The sequence below is a fragment of the Marinomonas sp. SBI8L genome (genome assembly GCF_001624705.1).
Classification (GTDB): domain Bacteria; phylum Pseudomonadota; class Gammaproteobacteria; order Pseudomonadales; family Marinomonadaceae; genus Marinomonas.
The window spans coordinates 71609-89257 of sequence record NZ_JSEO01000014.1 but is presented as its reverse complement, the minus strand read 5'-3'; the positions used below and the strand labels follow the sequence as shown (position 1 = coordinate 89257).

Annotated in this window: 16 protein-coding genes; 13 read left to right on the top strand and 3 right to left on the bottom strand. The window is 41.1% G+C overall.

From position 1 onward, the window contains the following. The first annotated feature begins 6 nt into the window (after positions 1-6). From lepB to acpS, 5 genes are all read left to right on the top strand, one after another. On the top strand, positions 7-831 hold the full coding sequence (lepB, locus tag OA91_RS19145; RefSeq protein ID WP_063336826.1) for a signal peptidase I: 825 nt from the start codon (positions 7-9) through the stop codon (positions 829-831). Between the two features lie 15 nt (positions 832-846). Continuing rightward, positions 847-1530 carry a ribonuclease III gene (gene rnc / locus OA91_RS19140; protein WP_046018567.1) on the top strand — a complete coding sequence of 228 codons (684 nt, stop codon included), beginning with the start codon at positions 847-849 and terminating at the stop codon, positions 1528-1530. A 91-nt stretch (positions 1531-1621) separates the two neighbouring features. Continuing rightward, positions 1622-2557, top strand: coding sequence for a GTPase Era (gene era / locus OA91_RS19135; RefSeq protein ID WP_046018662.1), 936 nt, complete (start codon positions 1622-1624; stop codon positions 2555-2557). Positions 2558-2569: 12 nt separating this feature from the next. Then, positions 2570-3334, top strand: coding sequence for a DNA repair protein RecO (gene recO / locus OA91_RS19130; protein WP_063336827.1), 765 nt, complete (start codon positions 2570-2572; stop codon positions 3332-3334). 42 nt (positions 3335-3376) lie between these two features. Next, positions 3377-3760, top strand: a complete 384-nt coding sequence (gene acpS, locus OA91_RS19125) for a holo-ACP synthase (protein ID WP_063336828.1) — start codon at positions 3377-3379, stop codon at positions 3758-3760. Here acpS and OA91_RS19120 read toward each other — a convergent pair. From OA91_RS19120 to OA91_RS19115, 3 genes are all read right to left on the bottom strand, one after another. Beyond that, on the bottom strand, positions 3741-5744 hold the full coding sequence (locus tag OA91_RS19120) for a response regulator (RefSeq protein ID WP_231870414.1): 2004 nt from the start codon (positions 5742-5744) through the stop codon (positions 3741-3743). The two genes, acpS and OA91_RS19120, sit on opposite strands and share 20 nt — an antisense overlap. Positions 5745-5849: 105 nt before the next feature. Continuing rightward, a complete protein-coding gene (locus OA91_RS24610) occupies positions 5850-6491 on the bottom strand; it encodes a hypothetical protein (RefSeq protein ID WP_231870413.1) in 642 nt (213 codons plus the stop codon). Between the two features lie 43 nt (positions 6492-6534). Then, positions 6535-6759: a hypothetical protein gene (locus OA91_RS19115; protein ID WP_046018571.1), complete on the bottom strand. Its 225-nt coding sequence runs from the start codon at positions 6757-6759 to the stop codon at positions 6535-6537. A 135-nt stretch (positions 6760-6894) separates the two neighbouring features. Between OA91_RS19115 and cysM the strand changes: the two genes are divergently transcribed. From cysM to OA91_RS19075, 8 genes are all read left to right on the top strand, one after another. Continuing rightward, positions 6895-7791, top strand: coding sequence for a cysteine synthase CysM (cysM, locus tag OA91_RS19110; protein WP_063336830.1), 897 nt, complete (start codon positions 6895-6897; stop codon positions 7789-7791). A 229-nt stretch (positions 7792-8020) separates the two neighbouring features. Beyond that, positions 8021-9346, top strand: a complete 1326-nt coding sequence (gene rlmD / locus OA91_RS19105; protein WP_082828020.1) for a 23S rRNA (uracil(1939)-C(5))-methyltransferase RlmD — start codon at positions 8021-8023, stop codon at positions 9344-9346. Positions 9347-9361: 15 nt separating this feature from the next. Beyond that, the gene (gene relA / locus OA91_RS19100; RefSeq protein ID WP_046018573.1) at positions 9362-11605 is read left to right on the top strand and encodes a GTP diphosphokinase; all 2244 of its coding nucleotides are present in this window, start codon (positions 9362-9364) and stop codon (positions 11603-11605) included. Then, entirely contained in the window at positions 11602-12417 is an 816-nt protein-coding gene (gene mazG, locus OA91_RS19095) for a nucleoside triphosphate pyrophosphohydrolase (RefSeq protein ID WP_082828019.1), read from the top strand. The genes relA and mazG overlap by 4 nt, the downstream gene beginning before the upstream one ends. 120 nt (positions 12418-12537) lie before the next feature. Beyond that, entirely contained in the window at positions 12538-15168 is a 2631-nt protein-coding gene (ppc, locus tag OA91_RS19090; RefSeq protein ID WP_063336831.1) for a phosphoenolpyruvate carboxylase, read from the top strand. A 296-nt stretch (positions 15169-15464) separates the two neighbouring features. Continuing rightward, positions 15465-16121 carry an adenylate kinase gene (gene adk, locus OA91_RS19085; protein WP_046018575.1) on the top strand — a complete coding sequence of 219 codons (657 nt, stop codon included), beginning with the start codon at positions 15465-15467 and terminating at the stop codon, positions 16119-16121. A gap of 5 nt (positions 16122-16126) precedes the next feature. Beyond that, positions 16127-16834: a tRNA (adenosine(37)-N6)-threonylcarbamoyltransferase complex dimerization subunit type 1 TsaB gene (gene tsaB, locus OA91_RS19080; RefSeq protein ID WP_063336832.1), complete on the top strand. Its 708-nt coding sequence runs from the start codon at positions 16127-16129 to the stop codon at positions 16832-16834. 4 nt (positions 16835-16838) lie between these two features. Then, positions 16839-17642 (top strand): undecaprenyl-diphosphate phosphatase, encoded by an 804-nt coding sequence (locus tag OA91_RS19075; RefSeq protein ID WP_063336833.1) that lies wholly within the window; start codon positions 16839-16841, stop codon positions 17640-17642. Positions 17643-17649 lie beyond the last annotated feature (7 nt).

Sequence of the window (17649 nt, the reverse complement as noted above, 5' to 3'; positions counted from 1 at the left end):
CAATTTATGGCGTTTGATTTTGAGATTATCCTAGCGGCAGCCTTTGTTTTGACTGCTGTTGTTTGGGTATACGATAGAGTTGCCTTTTATCCAAAGCGTGTTGCTGCGCTAAATGATTTATCTCCAGAAGCATGCTCTGCAATACCAAAAGAAGTGAAAGACAGTATGGCGGGTACTCCTAAGTGGGTAACTGAAATTAAGTCTTATTTTGTCATTGTTGCTGTGATTTTTGGTTTACGCTCTTTTGTTGTAGAGCCTTTCCAAATTCCATCAGGTTCAATGTTACCGACGCTAGAAGTGGGTGACTTTATCTTGGTGAATAAGTTTGATTACGGGATACGTTTACCAGTTACTAATACTCAGCTCATAGCAACAACTGAGCCGAAACGTGGTGATGTGATTGTTTTTAAATATCCGAAAGATCCAAGTGTTAACTATATTAAACGCTTAATTGGTTTGCCAGGTGATACGATTAGTTATCATGATAAGCGTTTGACCATTAATGGTAAGTTGATAGGTGAAGAGTTTCAGGCTGATTTATCACCTTCTGAAAAGAATCAAGGTATTCCTGTTACTCAGTTTAAAGAAGACTTATTGGGTGTTGAACACGAAATTTATAAAACAATGCGTGCAATTAACCTAAAGGGTGATTGGGTTGTACCTGAAGGGCATTATTTTGCTGTTGGGGACAATCGTGATAATAGTTCTGATAGCCGTGTTTGGGGCTTTGTACCAGAAGAGTATATGAAGGGCCGTGCCTTTTATATTTGGATGCATTGGAATAAATTCTTAAGCGTACCTAATTTTAAAAATAATGGTTCGATTGAATAGTAGTTTGGAGATATTTTGAGTTCCTCTTATCAAAAATTGTGTCGGCAGTTGGGTTACTTTTTTGCTGACCTAGGGTTACTAGAGCTGGCGCTTACTCACCGTAGTTTTGGTGGTAAAAATAATGAAAGGCTAGAGTTTCTAGGTGACTCCATTTTGAACTATGTCATTGCCGAAGACTTATTTCATCGTTTTCCTAAGGCAAAAGAAGGTGAGCTGAGTCGCTTACGTGCTTCTTTAGTTAAAGGTGAAACTCTGGCTGAAATTGCCCGTGAATTTAAATTGGGTGATTACCTTAAACTAGGTGCCGGTGAATTAAAAAGTGGTGGCTTTCGTCGTGATTCTATTTTAGAAGATGCGGTTGAAGGTATTATCGGTGCTATATTTTTAGATGCAGGTATGGACTCTTGCAGCGAGCGTATTTTGAGCTGGTATGAGTCACGTTTGAATGCCACCTCTTTAAAAGTTGTTACTAAGGATGCGAAAACCCGTTTGCAAGAATATTTACAAGCACGCAAGCATGCTTTACCTCAGTACGAAGTGATTGAGGTTTTGGGTGAGCCCCATGATCAAACCTTTTATGTACATTGTGTAATAGAGTTATTTGCTGATCCGATTGAAGGTAAAGGAAACAGTCGTCGAATTGCAGAGCAAAAAGCAGCAACACAAGCCTTAGCTATGTTGGAGCAAGAAAATGCCTAAAGACGATTTACCAGAAGATCAGGATAATATTGAGAATCCTGCTATTGAAGATGATGGTGGTATTGATCTAGATAACTTTGACTTTAGCCAAATGGCTGCTGGAGAGTCCACAGAGGACTATGACGAGCCAGAGTTAGATATCACTCACTGTGGTTATGTGGCGATTGTAGGTCGACCTAATGTGGGTAAATCGACCTTATTGAACCATGTATTAGGTCAAAAACTGAGTATTACATCACGTAAGCCTCAGACTACTCGCCAGCAAATTTTGGGTGTAAAAAGCCAGGGGCATGTGCAAACTATTTATGTCGATACGCCTGGTATGCATTTAGGTGAAGCAAAAGCGATTAACCGTTTCATGAATAAAACGGCGTCGTCTGCATTAGCCGATGTTGATGCTATTTTATTTGTGATTGATGCTGAGCGTTGGACTCAAGAAGATCAGTCTGTATTAGAGAAGGTTAAGCTTGCTCGTTGCCCTGTTGTATTGGTTGTAAATAAGGTTGATAAGCTAGAGGAAAAAGATAACTTGCTACCTACTTTGGCTAAGTTATCTGAGTTGATGAACTTTGCTCAAATTGTTCCTATCTCTGCTCTTAGGGGGAAAAACCTAGATAGATTAGAGCGATTAGTAGAAGGTATGATGCCAGAAGGCGGACAATTCTATCCTGAAGATCAGATTACTGACCGTAGTTCTCGCTTTTTAGCCTCTGAGATTGTGCGTGAGAAAATTACCCGTCAATTAGGGCAGGAAGTGCCTTATGAAGTGGCTGTTCAGATTGAAGAGTTTAGCTATGAAGGTGAAACCTTACATATTAGTGCTTTGATCTTAGTTGAGCGTAACGGTCAAAAGCGCATTATTATTGGTGACAAGGGTGAAAAAATTAAGCTAATTGGTAAGGAAGCTCGTGTTGATATGGAGAGCATGTTCCAAGCTAAAGTGATGCTTAATTTGTGGATTAAAGTCAGAGCAGGTTGGTCTGATGATGAGCGTGCGCTAGCAAGTCTTGGTTATCAGGACCAATAATTAGGTCTTGTTATGCAAGATAACAAAGATACGCTAATTTCGGCTTATGTAATACATACTAGGCCTTTTCAGGATAATAAAATCCTGTTGGATTTGTTAACACTTGAATCAGGTCTGGTAAGGGCAGTTTTTCGACTGCCAAAAAAAGAGGCTCGGGTTATTCCTGGGCCTTTTTTGCGTTATCAGGTCTTGCTAAAAGGTCGAACTGAGCTAAAGACGGTATATGTGCTTGAATCTTCAGAGCCTGCCTCAAATTTAGAGGGGCTTCGTCTTTTTGCTGGTATGTATGTGCATGAGATCTTGCTCAAGCTTTTACCTACAAATTTACCTTTATCTGTCTTTTTTGAGCTCTACCAGTGGCTGATTCTTAGTTTACATTCTAATGCACCCGTAGCACCCTTGTTGCGACGTTTTGAACACGCTTTGTTTGAAGAGATAGGAAGCAGTATTAACTTGGCTATGACGGCAACGGGGAATGTATTAGACCCAAATGCAATGTATCGCTTTGATGTAAGGTTTGGTTTGCGACCTTATTATGGTGATAAACCAAAGCAGCTACCTGATTTATTTATTAGTGGGCAGATGGCATTAGATTACTCAGAAGGTTTATGGGGGAAAGCGGATGTTGTTAGGTTAGCCAAAACCTTACATAGAATTTGGTTAGATCATTTGCTGGAAGGAAAAGAAGTGGTGGCTAGGCGTTTGTTACCTGACTATCAGTTTCATGGTGAGCGTCATTATACAGTGCCTGTTTTCCGCTCTGATAAAACTCAGTAGTTTTTTAGTTAGTGATAGAAATAGTATTGGAATAAATAGTTTATGATTCTTGGAATTGGTACCGATATCGTTGAAATAGGTAGAATCCGTGATTCTGTCGCGCGTATTGGTGAGCGCTTTTTAAAGCGTTTGCTTACTCAGAGTGAAATGGATAAATACCATAGTATTAATAACGAAGAGGTTGCCGCGGCTTATGTCGCAAAACGTTTTGCTGCTAAAGAAGCGGTTGCAAAAGCCTTAGGCACTGGTATTGGTAGAGGCCTAAGTTTTCAGCATATTGAAGTCAGTAATGATGAGATGGGAAAGCCAATTGTTAATGTAGAGCCTCACGGTAATCAGATGATGGATCAACCGGTTAAATGGCATTTAAGTATTAGTGATGAAAAAGACTATGCTCAAGCCTTTGTTATTCTTGAGGCCATTTGATGAGGTTTCTTACCTCAAGTACTTGATCAATAGCGTGAATAAAGTCGAGTAATACTTCTTCCACTTCCTCTAAACCTAGCTCTTTTAAATGGCTTTCTAAGAAACCAGCATGCTTGGTTAAGCTAGGGGTGCCACAGTATTTAGATGCACCGTGTAGTCTATGTACGACTTGGATTAATTTCTTTAGCTCTTCTTGTTTAAAGTGATGGTTGATTAGCTTCTTCTCGGACTCAAGCGAGTCAGCCAGCATGTTAAACATATCTCTAGCAATAGGGACTTGATCGTTCACAATAGAAAGTGACTTCTCCAAGTCGAAAATACCTTCTAAGCTTCTATCTGATTCTATTTCAGAGGGGTGGCTGAAGCACCATTCCTGAATAACTTCTATCAGCTTGCTTTCGTTTACAGGCTTAGTGAGATAGGCATTCATGCCTGAATTTAAGATTTCTTGTTTCTCTGAATTGAGCGCGTGTGCAGTTAGGGCAATGATAGGTGTTAGGGTTGTATTCTTATGTTCACGCAGACGTTTAGTGGTTTCCATGCCATCCATTTCAGGCATTTGAATATCCATAAGAATAAGGTCGAAATTTTCCCTCGCGCATAAATCGAGTGCTGCTTGACCTGAGTGAGCTAGGCTGACTTCGATATTGTTTGGAGTGAGCCAGTGGCTAACAAGTTGCAGGTTGATTTGGTTGTCATCAACAGCCAATACTTTAAGACCATTAAATGGAATTGTATTTGGTGTGCTGTTAATCGTTTCCTCTAGAGGTTGCTGGTCAAGTGATGTAAGACTCTTATAAAGTTGTTTATGGCTAATGGGTTTGAGTAACACATCGCAAGCGAGTCTTTGTAGCTCTGGGTGTTGGTTGATTTTGCCCGGTAACTGAGTCATTAAAATGCAAGGTATTTTACAGCTTTCACTTGCATAAACAGCCAACTCATAGCTTTGAGCTATATCTTTATCTTCACCGCTCACACTTAACAACACTGCATCGATTTCTTCTTCATCTTGACGTGAATTTAAACGACGAATCAGGTGTTCTAGAGTGGTACAGAAAATAGGGTTAATCTGAATGCTAGTTAGGTAGCTTTCTAAGTAATGACGGTAGCCCTTGGAAGGCTCAAAGATAAGTATGTTCTTATGGATGGCTTCTTGTGGCTGGTCTTCACGATTTGAGTTTTGCAGGTTAATGCGGAAACGGAAGTTAGAGCCAACACCAGATTCACTATTTACTTCTATTTCACCACCCATCTGTTCTACTAGTTTTTTAGTGATGACTAAACCTAAGCCTGTACCTCCAAATTGTCTTGTGGTTGATGTGTTTACTTGAGAGAAGGCTTTAAAGAGGCTGTTTAGCTTGTTTTCGGGAATACCTATGCCACTGTCTATCACTTGAATTAAAAGGGTGGGTTGGCCGTTTCTTTGTTGCTCAAGGGTTACCTTAGTGCGGACAAAACCATTGTGAGTAAACTTGATGGCATTACCAATTAAGTTGGTTAGAATTTGACGAATTCGAATGGCGTCGCCTATCAGCCATTCGGGAACTTCTTTTGCGACTTCTGGAATCAAGTCTACCGATTTTTTATGTGTTAAGAGGTTGGCACTGAGTATTTGGTAGACATCATCAATGAGTTCACGAATATTCACTTCTGAGTGCTCAAGGCTCAGCTTCCCAGCTTCAATTTTAGAGAAGTCGAGAATGTCGCCTATGATTGCAAGTAGGCTGTTAGTCGATTGTTCTATGGTATTAATATAGAGGCGCTGCTGATTGTCGAGTTTGTCTTTCTGTAATAGCTGGGTATAGCCTAATATTGCATTAAGCGGGGTTCTTACCTCGTGGCTCATGTTAGCCAAAAACTGTGTTTTTAAACGGTTTGACTCGCTCGTTTCCCGGTTAGCAATATGTAACTGCGCACTTTTCTCTTCCATACTGTCCATATTGCGGCGCATGTCTTCTGTTGCTTGTTCTATGCTTTTTAGCATTTCTTCTTGACTGTTTTCTAGACGCTCATTGATTTCTGCAAGACCCTTGGTTGTCGCTAAATAGTCTCTAGGCAGTTTGAGTTGTTTGATGGCGTTGAACTGGCCTTAGCTGATTTTTTCAACCACACGATTAAGATTGTTGACTGGGTTGGCTATCTTATTGGCGATTTTTATAGCGATTAATGCAAAAAGAGTGGTGAAGGCAATGAGGGTTATCGCCATAAAGCTGAATAATCGGTACTTTTTAAGAGTGAAATCCGCCGTATTGGATTCAAGGACTAGCCAGCCTGTGAGCGTTTTGTCATTACTTTCAATTGGTCCTAAACCTTCACTTTCTAATGAGGTTTTAAGGCTTAACAAGGGGGTAATGGAAAGCGCGGAATATTGAGAGAACTTCTGTTCTGCTTGATTGGTAAAAAGCGTCTCAGGGTCGGTAAATGTACTCTTATTGCCTATTTCATTAACGAGCTTTTTTTGCGCGTTATAAACTCTAGCTGAGATAATATTAGGACTTAAAATACTGGCTTTAAGTTGTTTCTGTAAGAAATTGTTGTCTATGTGAGGAGCCGCATTTTCGTAGGCAATGGCAAATTGCTGTGCGATAAATTCGATTTGGCTTTGGTTTTGTTGTTGGTAATCTACTTTTCTTTCATAGATGAAAATCAGTGAAATAACCAAACTTAGGAAGGAAACTGGCAAAAAAATCGCAAAAAAAGTTTTAACTCTTAAAGAAAAATTTGAATTCATTGCCAGTCATATACCTTATAAACCTGCTAGGTTTAGCAAATGGTTAGTAGCAGGCGAAATTTCCGTTTCTCTTACGACGATCACATTCGCGTGTGTAGTTTTCACATGCCATTACCTTGGTACGTGATGGATTACTGATTGTTTTACACTCACGCCATTTAGTACGTAATTCATCATCAGGGATGTCTGCAGCAGGGCCGCCAAACATGTCACAACCCGCTAAGGTTAGGGTTGAAATGAGTAGTCCAAACTTGAGCTTCTCGCGCATGTGATGCTTCTCCGGTTTTATTTCGCGCTAACGATATAACGCTTTTGTCTTGCAATAGTGTAAATAAGTGATTTATAAAATCATAGAATTAAAGTAAGTTTCACGTTCTACGTAATTAATGTCAATGAAGTTTTTATGAATAACTATCTAACTATCGAGTCTTTAATAGGTCAAACCCCTTTGGTCAAGCTTCAAAGGATAAATCCTAATAGTACGAATCAGGTCCTACTTAAGCTAGAAGGTCAAAATCCAGCGGGTTCTGTAAAAGATAGGCCTGCTCTCAATATGATAGCTCAAGCCGAGCTAAGGGGAGATATTAAGCCTGGCGATAGTTTGATAGAAGCGACCAGTGGTAATACTGGTATTGCTTTGGCTATGGTTGCGGCAATCAAGGGTTATCAGATGCATCTCGTAATGCCTGATAATATGAGTGAAGAGCGTAAGTCTGCTATGTCTGCTTATGGGGCTGTACTTCATCTTGTTACTAAAGAAGAAGGTATGGAAGGGGCTAGAGATCTTGCCATCTCTATGCAAGAGAAAGGGCAAGGTAAACTATTAAACCAATTTGCTAATCCTGATAACCCTGATGCTCATGTAAGTTCAACTGGACCTGAAATTTGGCAGCAAACTCAAGGTGAAATTACTCACTTTGTGAGTGCTATGGGAACTACGGGTACCATTATGGGGGTGTCTAAATACCTTAAGTCTCAAAGTGATGCTGTTGAAATTATTGGTTTACAACCACAAGAAGGTTCCAGTATTCCGGGGATCAGACGATGGCCTAAGGAATACTTACCAAGTATTTTTGACGAAACTCGTGTGGATAGAATTATTGATGTTGCGCAAATTGACGCAGAAAATGTGATGCGTGATCTGGCAACTAAAGAAGGTGTCTTCTGCGGTGTTTCTTCTGGTGGTGCTGTTTCTGCCGCTCTTAAGTTGTCTGAGCAAGTAAATAACGCAACGATAGTGGTCATCATCTGTGATCGTGGTGATCGTTACTTATCTACAGGTGTGTTTAATCCGGTATAAGATTTAGACGCCTAGGTTATGAGACATTAATTCTTTTGGGGTGGAGAGCAAGTTAAATTGTTTTTCTACCCTAAAATATAACAAATGGTTTCATCACTTTGGCTTACTGCATTGAAACCTCTGATATTTTATAAATTCTTCTCTTTATCTCCACTAAGTTAGCTAGCTGATAGCTTGGCTTTTGGGTAAAATTGCCGCCGTTGTTAATAAATACAAATGAGCCCAATTTTTGAAGCATCGTACTCGTCAACAAAGAAGACCTAGCGCTTCCCCCGCTAAACTGGGACCTGAACTCGTTTTTCACATAGATCGTCTTACTCATGATGCTAGAGGTATTGCTAAGTCTGACGGTAAGGTTACCTTCATTGCAGGTGCGCTACCTGGAGAAGAGGTCAGCGCTCGAGTTTTTAAATCTAATCGTCGTTATGACGAAGCCAAATTGACTCGAATTCAGCAAGCATCAGAAGACAGGGTAATGCCTACATGCCTGCACTTTGATCAGTGTGGTGGCTGCTGCTTTATGCATTTGTCTTACTCTCAGCAAGTTGCGGCAAAACAAGTATGGTTAACTGGGCAGCTTCGTAAGCTTAATTTTACGGGTGAAATGGAGCAGTTGACTGATGCTCCTCTCGCTTATCGCCGTCGTGCCAGACTGGCGGTTAAAACAAATAAAGATGGTAGCGTTAATATGGGGTTTAGGGGTAAAGCCTCTGCCGATATAGTTAACCTTGATACCTGTGTTGTGATGACTGAAAAGTTGCAGGCGATTATGCCTAGCTTAAGGCAGACTCTTGCACAAAGTGAAAAGCCGAGTGCTATTGGTCATATTGAGCTACTTGAAGATGACTTAGGCTGTTCTGTTTTATTACGATTAACGGCTGACTTAACCGTAAATGATCTGGCTTTGTGGACTGAAAGAGCAGGCTCCTATGGATGGGACTTGTATTTGCAAGCGCCGTCCCTAGATAAAGTTAAGTGTGATGAAGAATCATTACGCCAATATACCTTGGAAGGTTTATCTATTCATTACCACCCACAAGACTTCATTCAAGTGAATAAACCTATGAATGATAAGATGGTGGCCCAAGCTTTGCAGTGGTTAGATCTTAATGATCAAGATAAGGTTTTGGATTTATTTTGCGGGGCAGGAAACTTCTCCTTGCCAATGGCTAAAACCGCAGCAAAGGTTGTTGGGGTGGAAGTTCAGCCGCAAATGGTGCTAAATGGCGAGCGCAATGCGAGTTTGAATGGGCTAGAGAATGTGACCTTTATTGGTGCAGACTTGACTCAAAAAGTGACTCACAGTGAATTGAAAAAAGGCTTTACAAAGGCTTTGTTAGATCCGCCAAGAGCGGGTGCGTTTGAGTTTTTACCAAGTTTACTCAAACTTAAAATAGACACTATTTTATACGTGTCTTGTGACGCGGCAACGTTAGCACGGGATGCAGAATTTCTTGTAGAGCATGGTTATAAAGTGAAGCGTGTGAGTATGATGGAAATGTTTCCTCAGACGGCTCATGTTGAAACCATGATGTTGTTACAAAAGAAGCACTAAGCAAAAGGTGAACACATGGTAACAGTGCGTAAGGATCATCCAACCCAAGCCGATGGGTCTGTGGATATTGATCTGTGGATGGCGCAGTTAGGCGACAATATTGATGTTTCAGCACGTGTCCCATTACGGATGGCATGTGAATTATCACGTCAAGCGGAAGTTGCAATGGGTAAAGACTCCTATTGGGGGCCTCAAGCAAGTACTTTTAAAGCGGGTTTAGAAATGGTCGAAATCCTTTCCGGTTTTCGAGCAGATCAAGACTCTTTACTTGCAGCAGCCATGTATCGAGCTGTACGTGAAGATCAGTTGGCCATAGAAAAAGTGGCTGACATGTTTGGTCGTAAAGTTGCCTCTATTATTGAAGGGGTAATTCGCATGGGAGAGGTATCAAAAAACCTTTCCGCAGATACAAAGGCTGAAGTGCTAGGTAATAGTGATAACCAGCTTGAATCTTTACGAAAAATGCTGGTGTCTATCATTGATGATGTGCGTGTTGTGTTGGTGAAGCTAGCAGAAAGAGCATGTGCAATTAAAGAAGCAAAACATCAAGATGGCGCAAGGCGTGAGGCTGTGGCTTTGGAAGTGCAAAGTGTTTATGCACCTTTAGCACACAGACTAGGCATAGGTTATATCAAATGGGAGTTGGAAGACTTATCTTTCCGTTACCTATATCCAACCGAGTATAAGCGCGTTGCAACCTGGCTAGATGAAAAGCGTATTGCTCGCCAAGAATATATAGATGAAGTGATCTCCACTTTAGATGTGGAATTGCAAAAAATTAATATCCATGCGGATTTAATGGGACGAGCAAAGCACATCTATAGTATTTGGCGCAAAATGAAGCGTAAAAATATTGGTTTTGATGAAGTTTATGATGTTCGTGCCGTGCGTATTTTGGTTGATAAAACCATGGATTGTTATGGTGTATTAGGTACAGTTCACACTCTCTGGAAGCCGATTCCCCATGAATTTGATGATTATATCAGTAACCCAAAATCTAACGGTTACCAGTCATTGCATACGGCGGTTATTGGGCCGAATGGGCGTGCTGTCGAGATTCAAATTCGTACTCATAAAATGCATGAAGATGCTGAACTTGGTGTGTGCGCCCACTGGAAATATAAAGGTACAGATTTAAGCTCGAATAGTAGCTCGTACGAAGAAAAGCTTTCTTGGTTAAGAACCATCTTAGATTTTCATGAGGTTCAAGGGGATCTTGAATCTCTGTCTGAGCAAGTTCGAAGTGATATCGAACAAGATAGGATTTATCTCTTTACACCAGATGGCCATGTGGTGGATTTACCGACAAACTCTACCGCGGTAGATTTTGCTTATCGTGTACACACGGAAATAGGCCACCGTTGTCGTGGTGCCAAGGTAAATGGCCGTATTATTTCTTTGGTCACACCACTTAAAACCGGTGACAAAGTCGAGATATTAACCACGAAAGAAGGTGGTCCGAGCCGTGATTGGCTACACAATAGTTTAGGGTATGTGAAAACAAACCGAGCTAGAGCAAATATCCAAAACTGGTTTAAAAAACAGGATAAAGATAAAAATATTCAAGCTGGTCGTCAGATCATAGAACAAAACTTTAAGCGTCTTGGGATAGATGAAGCCAATATCGACTTACAACTCATAGCTGAAAAGTGCAAGTATGCTAGCAAGGAAGAGTTTTATGTTGGTATAGGCGCAGGTGATATCCAGATAGCGCGTATTCTTCGTCGTATTGAAGATGTTTATGGTTTGGATGGTGATAAAGAGCACCCACCACGTTTGCGTAAAAGTCAGCATGATGCGGATCAAAGTGATGTTCATATTCGTGGCGTAGGTAAGCTGCTCACTAGTATGGCGAAATGCTGTACGCCGATTCCGGGTGATGAGATTTTAGGCTTTATTACGCAAGGTAGAGGTGTATCCGTTCATCGCCAAGATTGTATTAACATGGTGCAGTTACAAGTTGATGAGCCGGAGCGTGTGGTTGAAGTGAGCTGGGGCGAAGAGTCTGGTAACCTCTATCCTGTCAACATTCAGATAGAAGCTTATGATAGAACTGGCCTGCTTAGGGACATTACTAACCTTCTCGCTAATGAAAAGGTGAATCTTCTATCCATGAATACGATCTCAACGAAAGAAAGTAATACCGCCTTGATTCGTTTTACGATTGAAGTAGGTGAGCTAGATATATTAAGTAAGTTATTGCATCGTATTAATCAGCTACCTAATGTTTTGAACGTTTATCGTGAGCGAGAGAAGTGAGTCATAAACTAGATGATTTATTAACCTTAATGGCAAACCTTAGGGCTCCTGAAAAGGGTTGCCCTTGGGACTTAAAGCAAACCCATGACAGCCTTGTCCCTTATTTAACAGAAGAGGCCTATGAAGTTGTTGATGCGATAGAGTCTAAAGACTTGGCTCATTTAAAAGAAGAGTTGGGCGATTTGTTATTTCAGGTTGTTTTCCATGCTCAGATAGCAAATGAGAAAGAAGCCTTTAACTTTGATGATGTTGTCGCTGGCATTACCAGTAAAATGTTACGTCGACATCCTCATGTCTTTCCTGATGGCCAGCTTTCAAGTTTTGGCACTCAAAGTAGTTTAACGGATGCTGAAATTGCTGAACAATGGCAAGTGATCAAACAGCAAGAAAAAGCGTTAAAACCGCAGGATACGAAAACGGGTCTGCTTGACTCTATCCCCGCAAAGATGCCTCCTATGCAAAGGGCAGTAAAACTGCAAAAAAAAGCAGCTAAAGTTGGTTTTGATTGGCCAGATGTTAAGCCTGTTTTTGCAAAAATTCGAGAAGAACTGGATGAGCTAGAAGAAGCCATTGAAGAGCGCGATAATGGTCATATTCAAGAAGAGCTCGGGGACTTGTTGTTTGTCATGGCAAACCTTGCTAGACATGTTAAACAAGATCCAGAACAAGCTGTTAGCTTAACAAACCAGAAATTTTGTCGTCGATTTGCTAGAATTGAAAGCTTGCTGCAAGAACAAGGCAAAAAATTAGATGATTGTGGCTTAGCTGAGCTCGATAAATACTGGGATCAGGCCAAATCAGAAGGCTTATAAAAGCCAATAAATTGATCGAAAAACAGCATTGATCAAGATGAATATTTTGTTGCAGATACATTCAATTCAAGCAAATTTTTAATGCTATGTACGCAACATAGATGGATGGGAGATTATTAAGTGAGTGATCGACAGGCTTCGTTACGCGAAAATGTGAGACTTTTAGGTGATTGTCTTGGGGAAACCATGATTAATCATTTAGGGGAAGACTTACTTAATCAAGTTGAAGATATTCGCAGACTATCTAAAGAAGGTCGACAGGCAGGCGATTCAGCCCCTTTGATTGCAGCGCTTGAGGCGTTGAACGATGATGAGATAGTACCTGTTGCTCGTGCTTTTAACCAATTCCTTAATCTATCAAATATTGCTGAGCAATATCATAGGGTGCATAGACGTCGCACAAATGAGAGCTTAGGTGTATACCAAAACCCAGTTGGTGACTTGCTTACTCGACTGCATGATAATGGTCACAGTCAGGAAAGTATTCTTTCAACCTTGAAAGAGCAGTCCATAGAGCTTGTTTTAACCGCACACCCAACAGAAGTAGTACGTCGTTCCCTTATTCAAAAATATGACAACATTTCCTCTGAACTTGAAGCGCTAGATAAAGATAATATTCTTCCGCTTGAAGAAGATATTCATGTACGTCGCTTAAGTGAAATTATTACGCAGGCTTGGCATACGGATGAAATCCGTGATCAAAGACCGACGCCAGTTGATGAAGCTAAATGGGGCTTTGCTGTTATTGAGCAATCTTTGTGGCAAGCAATTCCACGCTTTTATCGTCAATTAGAGCAACAATTTAGCCGTCACTTAGATGGGGCTTTAATGCCTATGGATTTGGCGCCTGTTAAGTTTGCGACTTGGATGGGCGGTGATAGAGACGGTAATCCTAATGTGACAGCTAAGGTGACGAAAGAAGTGAGCTTGCTGGCTCGCTGGATGGCGGCAGATCTTTATATAAAAGATTTAAATGTCCTGCGTTCTGAGTTCTCTATGTCCGAATGTAATCAGGCTTTAAGAGATAGAGTTGGCGAAAGCACTCAGCCTTATCGTGAAATTCTACGAAACCTTGAAAATAAAATGATCGCAACTCGCGACTGGGCTCAAGCTTGTATTAAAGGTGAACCTGCGAGTCGTGAAAATATTCTTTTAGATAGTAAACAATTACATGATGATCTGGTGCTTTGCCACCAATCTTTGATTGATTGTGGCATGAAGGTAATTGCTAATGGTCGCCTGCTAGATTTGATTCGTTGTGCAGCCACTTTTGGTTTGAGTCTAGTTAAACTGGATGTAAGGCAAGATGCATCGCGTCATATTGATGCACTATCTGCGATTACTCGTTTTTATGGTGTTGGTGATTATGCCGAATGGGATGAAGCATCACGCCAAGCATTTTTGTTAACTGAATTAAACTCTAAGCGCCCATTGTTGCCCCGTGATTGGGTGACAACGCCTGAAGTTAAAGAAGTCTTAGATACTTTTGCCATGATAGCGGATGGTGATGCCAGTTCATTTGGCTCTTATGTGATCTCTATGGCTAGCGCGCCTTCTGATGTTTTGGCCGTTGCTCTTTTATTGCAAGAGAGTGGCGTCGTCCAGAAAATGCGTATTGTACCTTTATTTGAAACACTCGCAGACCTTGATAATGCCCAGCCGACAATTGAGCAACTTTTCTCTATGCCTTGGTATAAGGCTTATATTGATGGCCAGCAAGAAGTCATGATTGGTTACTCTGATTCTGCGAAAGATGCAGGACAAATTGCGGCAACTTGGGGGCAGTATCGAGCTCAAGAAGCGCTAACAGATTTGTGTCATAAGCATGGTGTGCGCCTGACTTTGTTCCATGGTCGTGGTGGTACAGTTGGTCGTGGTGGTGGTCCTGCGCATGTTGCTATTTTGTCTCAACCTCCAGGTTCTGTGAATGGTTCTATTCGAGTGACAGAGCAAGGTGAGATGATTCGCTTTAAATTTGGTATTCCAGATATCGCAGTACGGTCTTTAGAGCTTTATTGCTCTGCTGTGTTGGAAGCGACATTGATGCCTGCAGAGGCGCCAAAAGAAGAATGGCGCGCTGTTATGGATGAAATGGCTGAGATAGGTATGAATCAATATCGCAGCATAGTTCGAGGCCATGAAGACTTCGTGCCTTACTTTAGAGCTATTACACCAGAGCAGGAATTGGCAGAGTTGCCATTAGGTTCTCGACCTGCTCGTCGTAAAAGTGATGGTGGCGTCGAAAGTTTACGTGCCATTCCTTGGATTTTTGCTTGGATGCAAATACGCTTGATGTTACCTGCTTGGCTAGGTGCTGAAAGTGCGTTGCAGCAAGCGGTTGATTCGGGACACTTAGAGAAATTAAGACAGATGCGAGAAGAGTGGCCTTTCTTCTCCGCTTATCTTGATATGTTAGATATGGTACTTGCTAAGGCAGAGCCTGAAATAGCCGAATATTATGAAAAACGTCTTGTGCCTGAAGAGCTAAAACCATTAGGGCGTTTATTGCGTAATAAGCTGCAAAAAGTAAGTTCACTGATTATTGAGCTGAAAGAGCAAGAGCGTTTGATAGAGGATAATCAAACCATACGTCAGTCAATTGATGTTCGTAACCCTTACATAGATCCGTTACATTACCTGCAAGCAGAATTACTCTACCGTAGTAGACAAACGTCTGATAACAAAAAAGTGAGTAAAGCGCTTATGATAACCATGGCGGGTATCGCAAGTGGCATGCAGAATACGGGTTAAATGAAGCCTTAGCCTTCAAGAGTGAAAACCTTGGACAGGTTTTTCACTCTCAGCAAGGTATAGTCAGGTAAAATTGCCAAAAAATTGTTTAAAAGCGATCAATTCAGATCCTAATAACGAATATTTGTCAGTTAATTTGCATATTCAATGCTTGCTTGGGTATCCTTGGCGACCGTTTTATTTTTTATGACTTGTAAATGGCTAGGTATCAATTTGAGCTAGGTGATGCTCTGCCTGTAAGACCGACAAAAGTCAGACCAGTTTTTATTTTTTAAAATTATATATAGGAGATTGTTATGCGAGTTATTCTATTGGGCGCTCCAGGCGCAGGTAAGGGTACGCAAGCGCAATTTATTACTGAAGCTTTTTCTATTCCTCAAATTTCTACTGGTGATATGCTGCGCGCGGCCATTAAAGAAGGTACAGAACTAGGTCTTAAAGCTAAGGCTGTTATCGATGCTGGGGCTTTGGTATCTGACGATATTATTATTGGCCTTGTAAAAGAGCGTCTAACTGCTGCTGATTGTAATAATGGCGCTTTGTTTGACGGTTTCCCACGTACAATTCCTCAGGCTGATGCATTAAAAGATGCTGGCGTTGATATCGATTATGTTGTTGAAATTGATGTTGCGGATGAAGAAATTATCCAGCGTCTAAGTGGTCGTCGTGTGCACCCAGGTTCTGGCCGTGTTTATCACACTGTTTACAATCCACCTAAAGTGGAAGGTAAAGATGATGAAACAGGTGAAGACTTGGTTCAACGTGCTGATGATACAGAAGAGACTGTGCGTAACCGCTTAGGTGTTTACCATGATCAAACAGCACCATTAGTTAACTACTACAATGATTGGGCTAAAACAGGGGCTGATAATGCGCCTGAATATGTGAAAGTAAACGGTGTGGGTGATCTGAATGAGATCAAACAAACTTTATTGGCGGCCCTAAAAGCGTAATACAAATGACTGCTATTTTAGCGTTAGATACTTCGACACCAGCATGCTCTGTGGCATTGCTGGTAGATGGTGTGCTGATGGATGATTTTCGTCTCGCACCTCGTAAACATAATGAATTAATTCTTCCCATGGTCGATCAGATGCTAACTCAAGCACAATTGAGTTTATCTGATCTTGATGCCATCGCATTTGCTAGAGGTCCAGGTTCATTTACTGGACTAAGAATCGCTGCTGGTGTGGTTCAAGGTTTAGCTTACGGCGCTGATTTACCTGTTATTCCTGTTTCGACCTTAGCCGCTTTGGCTTTAGATGGGTTTCAGCAAACAGGTGATAATCATTGGTTAGCTGCTTTGGATGCTCGTATGGGAGAAGTGTATCTTGGTGGTTATGAGTTTTCTGAGAGTGATGGTTCGCTTGTTGTGAAAACCAGCTTTGAAGAAACTGTAATTAAACCTGATCAGCTATCTGGTTTTGAGAAGGCTTATCAAGGTATAGGGTCTGGTTGGTGCTATCAAGAAACACTATCCAATTTATTGCCTAGTCAGGCTAAGCATATTTTAGAAGACGCCGCGCCAAAGGCATCTTGTATTGTTCGCTTGGCTGAAATAGCTTGGCATAAAGGCGAGACGGTAGCAGCTCACGAAGCTGTACCAACTTATCTTAGGGATGAAATATCATGGGAAAAGCAGCCGCTTAAAGTAGGGAAACGATAGTTTAATGTTTTGGTATCAAATACTCTTCTTAGCCCTTATTCAAGGGCTAACTGAATTTTTACCTATTTCGAGCTCTGCTCACCTTATCTTACCTGCACAGGTGCTTAATTGGCCTGATCAAGGTTTAGCCTTTGATGTCGCTGTTCATGTCGGCACCTTGATTGCTGTTGTGACTTATTTCTATCGCGATATTGTTCAAGTGGTAGGGGGCTGGTTTTCATCTTTGATGGGAAAGGGCTCAACTGAACAAAGTAAGCTAGGTTGGTGTTTAATCATAGGCACTATACCTGCTGGTTTAGCTGGATTAGTTTTTAATGACTTTATTGAAGCGAATCTCAGATCTGTTGAAGTGATAGCTTATGCCACTATAGGTTTTGGTATTTTACTTTGGTTAGCAGATAGGTTTGGTTCTAATGAAAAAAGTGAATACCAGCTAACCTGGCGCACTAGTTTGATGATAGGTATTGCTCAGGCGATTGCCTTGATTCCAGGTACATCACGTTCGGGTATTACTATGACAGCAGCAAGGGCGTTTGGCTTTAATCGCGAATCGTCAGCACGTTTCTCATTTTTACTTTCTATTCCTTTAATTGTGCTAGCTGGTGGTTATAAGCTGGTTCAGCTATTAACAACGGATGTTTATGTAGAATGGGGCTCGCTTTTTTCTGGTGTGATCTTATCTGCATTAAGTGCTTACTTTTGTATTTACTTCTTTTTGAAGTGGCTAAATACTATTGGTTTTACACCCTTCTTAATATATCGTCTAATATTGGGAGGCGTACTACTTGCCTTGGTATATGCTGGATAGTCATTTT